This window comes from Pontibacterium sp., from assembly GCF_041587635.1.
Taxonomy (GTDB): domain Bacteria; phylum Pseudomonadota; class Gammaproteobacteria; order Pseudomonadales; family Balneatricaceae; genus Pontibacterium.
Genome location: NZ_JBFGYC010000246.1, coordinates 1 through 5,620, shown reverse-complemented (window position 1 = coordinate 5,620; position 5,620 = coordinate 1). Strand labels below are relative to the sequence as shown.

Sequence of the window (5,620 nt, the reverse complement as noted above, 5' to 3'; positions counted from 1 at the left end):
TCAGGCAATCAGGCAATCAGGCAATCAGGCAATCAGGCAGATGCAGCGTGCCGTCTGATACTCACCTGACTTGCGAGCCCGAGCAGGCACAGGCACTGTCCACGCTTCTTCGAAGCGTGGGTCGCCTAAAGACGACCGACGACCCTACAGGCCTGATGACCAACTATCGATCGGTTACAACAGGCCCCACAAGGTGTCGAATACGATCTTCTGAGCTGCTGCCACCTCGGCTGAATCGACGACTATAGCTGCAGATGTCATATTGCACAGGCTTTTGTCAGCGCTATTTTGTTTTTGTGCGCCTGCAAAAATGATCACTAAATTTTCCTAATGCTATCCCTGTAAATGCCGCTATATCTGCATGCCTATGAGGCCTATTTCTTATGCTGCATCTGCGTTAACCGCACTGTAATAGGGCTCCTCTAGGCTCGGATTACAAAACACTCTCCTTACAGGTATTTGCAATGAGTAATAAGCTGTCTCTGGAAGGCCGTAAAGGCCTGGTTGTTGGTATTGCGAACGACAAAAGCATCGCCTATGGCTGTGCTCAATCGTTGAAAGAGCTAGGCGCTGACCTGTGTGTGACTTATATGAATGAGAAATCACTGCAGTACATGGGGCCATTAGCTGATCGCTTAGGGGCGGAGCTCATTTTGCCATTAGATGTAAGCTCTGAAGCTGAAATGGATGAGTTGTTTCAAGCGATCGAGCGTACGTGGGGCAAACTTGATTTTGTTGTTCATTCCGTTGCGTGGTCACCCTTGGAGGAGCTGCATGGTCGATTGACGGACAGTACATCGGAGGGATTTTGTAAGGCTATGGATATCTCTTGCCACTCTTTCATTCGAATGGCCAAACGGGCTGAAGGCTTGATGAAAGACGGCGGGACGTTGGTCACCATGAGTTACTACGGTGCAGAGAAGGTTGTAGACCATTACAACATGATGGGACCGATCAAAGCGGCATTGGAAAGCTCTACCCGCTATCTGGCGGCAGAGCTAGGCGAAAAAAATATTCGCGTACACTCGATTTCACCCGGCCCGATGCCCACCCGAGCAGCTTCAGGCATTGATCAATTTGATCAACTGATGGAGCAGTCCATTGAGCGTTCTCCGCTCCATAAATTGGCGACACCTGAAGATGTTGGTAACCTGGTGGCGTTTCTGATCAGCGATTTGGGCCAGAGAATGACCGGTAATCTTGTGTATGTGGACGCAGGCGACAATATTATGTCCTGATAGAGGATAGGCATCAGGAGATAAGACAGCAGCGTCTATGTGCTCTGTAGTTAACACACAGAGATTGATCGTTTCAATTCGGAAGGATTCGTAAAAGGCTCCGTACCCGACGCAAAAAATGACCAACGCACGACCAAATTTGGGTACGGAGAAAGGCCTTGATGTCAGATCTCAAGGCCTGAAACCAGCAGGTTAAGCTGCCGGGGATGCAAGAACTGTGTGCGCTTCCAAGTGCCCTTCCTGCGCTTGTAGCATGTTGCGGAACAGATTACGCATGTGCTTGATGGGCATGCTACCGCGGTGGTCTAAATTCATGGGGCCGTCGTGAAACAGGCGTGGATCCATCATATCCAGGTCATCGTCGATGATTGGTCTGAAATCCATCTGATCAAGAATATCCTTTTGCAGGTCTACCCCTGGTGCAATTTCAATAAGCTTTAAACCTTCTGGAATCAGTCGGAAAACGGCTCGCTCGGTAATAAACATAACGGTTTGTCCGTTACGTATCGCGGCTTCCCCGTTAAAGGTAACTTGCTGAACGCTCTGGCGGAATTTTCGAATAGATCCGTTGCTGATTATCTTTAGATTGTGCTCTTCAATTTCCAGAGTTTGACGACCTGAAGTGAACGTACCGAGAAAATAGAGATCCCTGGTATTCTGAGTAATGTTTATGAAGCCGCCTGCGCCTGCTAGTTTGTTGCCAAAACGGCTGACATTTACGTGTCCTTCCGGGCATGTTTCAGCAAGCCCTAAAAAAGCCTGATCCAGGCCACCACCGTCATAAAAATCAAATTGCGCGGGCTGATCTATGATCGCATGCGCATTGGTGACTGCGCCAAAACTTAGGCCACTGGCGGGCTGGCCCCCGATCCCCCCGGGTTCCACTGTCAGAGTAAACTCACTCAGCCGTCCCTCTTCGGCAGCAACCTGAGCTACAGTTTCGGGCATTCCAATGCCCAGATTAACCACCGAGCCTTTGCGCAGCTCCATCAGAGCACGACGGCCAATAACCTTGCGGGCATCCAGTGCCATGTTGCTCGTGCTGTCCTCAGAGACGCGGATATCCCCACAGTAAGCGGGATTAAACGGTTCCGAGAAGGTTTGCAGATGATCTTCGGCAGGTGACACCACTACATGGTCGACCAAAATGCCAGGGATGCGCACCCGGTCAGGTGTCAACTGATGTTGATCGGTGATCCGTTCTACCTGCACAATCACCTTGCCGCCGCTGTTTCTTACAGCTTGGGCAATGGCAAGCGCCTCCAGGGGCAAGGCTTCACGCTCCATTGATATATTGCCTTTGTGATCGGCAGTTGTGCCGCGTAATAGAGCAATGTCGATGGAAAAGCCTTTGTAGAACAACTGCTCCTCACCCATGATTTCGATCTGCTCGACGAGATTTTCCTGCGAAATATCGTTGATCTTTCCGCCTTCATATCTCGGGTCGACAAAGGTGTTGAGACCGACATGGGTCACGGTACCTTTTTTGCCAGCAGCGATATCGCGGAACAGATGGCATATGACGCCCTGAGGAAGATTGTAAGCTTCGATTTTGTTATCCAGAGCCAATTTTCCCAGTGTGGGCGCTAAGCCCCAATGGCCACCTACAACTCGCTGGACCAGCCCTTCATGGCCAAAATGATTGAGACCTTTCATCTGCCCATCGCCTTGTCCTGCGGCATACACTAACGATAGGTCACGTGGATGGCCTTCTTTCAGGAAGCGTTGTTCAATGGCTTTGGCCAGATGTTCAGCAAACCCTATACCAATAAAGCCGGCGGTCACCACAGTGCTGCCGTCAGGGATCAGTTGTGCCGCAGCCGCAGCAGAAAGGATGTAGTCGCTCATACTCTCGCCCATCTGTTCTTTTTATTTTGGATAGCGTTAATCTGAGCAAGGGGCGAGCCAAAAGTCTTTTAAGTTATGTAAAACAAAGAGTTATGTAGGTTTCTGTCAGCAGTATATTTAGACTGGCTGTTGAAGTGTATGAGATATCATTCAGTTGTGTCTGGTTATTGTATTGAGATGCAGACATTGTAAGGATTGGATAAAGCTCATTGCTGGTTGCAACGTTTCAGGCGTTCGTAAAATGTAGCGCGTGAGATACCCAAATTACGGGCGGCTGCCGATTTATTACCCCCCGATTGAATCAAGGCTTGCTCCAGAGCGATACGTTCGGCCTGTAAACGGTGATCATTCAGGCTTTCTGGTGTTCGGGAAGGGGGAGGCGAGAGTTCGCTCTCAGAGGGCAGATCGTCTAGTGCCCCCAGATCGGCAGGTTCGATCTGCTGACCTTCGGCCATCACGCAGGCGCGTTCCAGGCGGTTACGTAATTCGCGTACGTTCCCTGGCCAAGGGTAGGAAAGCAGCCATGATTGGGCGGCTGCTGAAAGGGATAGTGCAGGTAGTTGAGTGTCCTTTTGAATTTGTGGAAGTAGCTTCTCACTGAGCATTAAGACATCGCTGTTGCGCTCTCTTAGGGGAGGTAATCGCATGGGTAGGACGTTAAGGCGGAAATAGAGGTCTGCCCTGAATTCTCCGGTATCGACCAGCGCACGAAGGTCTTTGGCCGTAGCGGCGATCACTCTCACATCCACTTTCTCCAGACGGTTGGAGCCCAATGCTTCGACTTCACGCTCCTGCAACACTCGTAGCAACTTGCTTTGCATAGGCAGTGGCATTTCAGCGATTTCGTCGAGGAAGAGAGTCCCACCATTCGCGAGCTGAATTTTCCCCTGGCGCCCTTTACGGTCCGCACCGGTATACGCTCCGGGCGCTGTGCCAAACAGCTCCGCTTCAACCAAGGATTCAGGCAGCGCGCCCATGTTAATGCCAACAAATGGTCCGTGGCGGCGGGGAGATGCGTGGTGAATACCTTGTGCGAGTAACTCCTTCCCAGTGCCTGTTTCACCTAACAACAGCAGAGTGGTGTCCAGCTGTGCGGCGCGCAGGGCCTGGCGTTTTAACAGGTGCATGGATTCTGATTCACCCAGTAGATCATCCAGTGCGTATTTGGACGGGCGGATCAGGTTCTCTGATTCAAACTGGCGGCGAAGACGGGCGAATTTATCAAACAGCGGCTGTAAGCTGTCCAGGTCGTCGTAAAACACGAAGCCTAGTGCGCCCATGATCTCTTTGTTGGCATTCTTCAATGGCAACCGGGTGACCAGACACCAGCGACCGTTGATGGACATCAGATCTACAAATACCGGCTTGCCGCTTTTCACCACTCTGGGCATCTGCGTTGTTGGCAATACGGCCTCAATATTCTGACCTATGAGGTTGGCATCAGCAGAGATCCCCATCAGATGGCAATATTGATCGCTGATCCAGGCAATACGGCATTCTGCGTCAATCGCAATTGATCCCTGGCAGAGGTTGGACAGCAACTCCAGCAGATGTTGGTTGTCCGCGTCGATATTGAGGATCTCTGAGAGGTGTTGCATACCAGTCCCTATTGAGTGCTCAGTACAGTGTATGAATACTCATACTACCGTATTTTGAGCATGCAGGTGCTGTATGGTATGACGCATTTTTCTTAAGGGGCTGGATGCTGAGGTGTTTCTCGTCGCCAACAAATATCGGCAAAAGAATTGAAATGCAGACTAATTCCTTATCCAGTTAAAATTGGATTGGTCGTATTTTATTTAAGGGCTGCGAGGTATTTATTATGATCAATCCGTCTTAATTGACGCAGTATATTTGCTTGTTTTGCGGCCAGGCGAGGACTGGGAAGGCGTGCTTTAAACTGAGATGGTGCGGGTAAAACCGCTGCCAACAGCGCCGCGTCGTAGTGGTTAATATGCTGGATCGGTTTGTTCAGCTGATAGATGCTACCTCGCTTAATGCCGTAGTCTGAGACGCCAAACTGAGCAATATTCAGGTAGACCTCTAGGATTCGGCGTTTATCCCAGATCAGCTCAAGGAGCATCGCCAATGGGATCTCAAGCGCTTTTCGGACATAGCTCCTGCCTTCCCAAAGAAATAGATTTTTGACTACCTGCTGAGTAATGGTGCTTCCACCTCGGGATTTCTTTCCCTGAATAGCATTGGTCACTGCCTCAGATGTCGCCTGAAAGTCGACGCCATGATGCGATGGGAATTTCTGATCTTCGGAGGCAATAACGGCGAGCTGTATATTGAGAGGGATATCTTCAATATCGATCCACTCAAACTTTACCGCTTCCTTCTTATTATTAAAAACATGCTTAATATTGTGGGTGATCATAAATGCACTGGTTGGAATATTAACCCATTTAAATGTGGTCATGAGCAGCAAAATAATTCCAAGGAATGTCGCGCATAAATATGACAAAGCTTTTAAGGGTTTTTTTAGCATCGTGAATAATTTTATATGTTCTATAAGTGTCCAATATCCATGG

General features: G+C 49.6%; 5 protein-coding genes. 1 reads left to right on the top strand and 4 read right to left on the bottom strand.

From position 1 onward, the window contains the following. Positions 1–174 precede the first annotated feature (174 nt). Positions 175–318, bottom strand: coding sequence for a hypothetical protein (locus ABYW01_RS12550; RefSeq protein ID WP_372833171.1), 144 nt, complete (start codon positions 316–318; stop codon positions 175–177). A gap of 146 nt (positions 319–464) precedes the next feature. Here ABYW01_RS12550 and fabI point away from each other — a divergent pair, with 146 nt between their 5' ends. Then, complete coding sequence (gene fabI, locus ABYW01_RS12545) at positions 465–1,238, top strand: enoyl-ACP reductase FabI (RefSeq protein WP_372833170.1); 774 nt, start codon at positions 465–467, stop codon at positions 1,236–1,238. A 192-nt stretch (positions 1,239–1,430) separates the two neighbouring features. Here fabI and ABYW01_RS12540 read toward each other — a convergent pair whose 3' ends face one another. From ABYW01_RS12540 to mtgA, 3 genes are all read right to left on the bottom strand, one after another. Beyond that, positions 1,431–3,086 carry an acyl CoA:acetate/3-ketoacid CoA transferase gene (locus ABYW01_RS12540; RefSeq protein WP_372833167.1) on the bottom strand — a complete coding sequence of 552 codons (1,656 nt, stop codon included), beginning with the start codon at positions 3,084–3,086 and terminating at the stop codon, positions 1,431–1,433. 206 nt (positions 3,087–3,292) lie between these two features. Next, on the bottom strand, positions 3,293–4,684 hold the full coding sequence (locus ABYW01_RS12535) for a sigma-54 interaction domain-containing protein (protein WP_372833165.1): 1,392 nt from the start codon (positions 4,682–4,684) through the stop codon (positions 3,293–3,295). Positions 4,685–4,881: 197 nt separating this feature from the next. Beyond that, positions 4,882–5,620, bottom strand: a 739-nt coding sequence (gene mtgA, locus ABYW01_RS12530) for a monofunctional biosynthetic peptidoglycan transglycosylase (protein WP_372833162.1), incomplete at its 5' end; no start/stop codon positions are given.

Bases quoted from the DNA above. Each gene is read 5' to 3' on its own strand.
- fabI (WP_372833170.1), top strand. From the start codon at position 465: ATGAGTAATAAGCTGTCTCTGGAAGGCCGTAAAGGCCTGGTTGTTGGT.
- ABYW01_RS12540 (WP_372833167.1), bottom strand. From the start codon at position 3,086: ATGAGCGACTACATCCTTTCTGCTGCGGCTGCGGCACAACTGATCCCT.
- ABYW01_RS12535 (WP_372833165.1), bottom strand. From the start codon at position 4,684: ATGCAACACCTCTCAGAGATCCTCAATATCGACGCGGACAACCAACAT.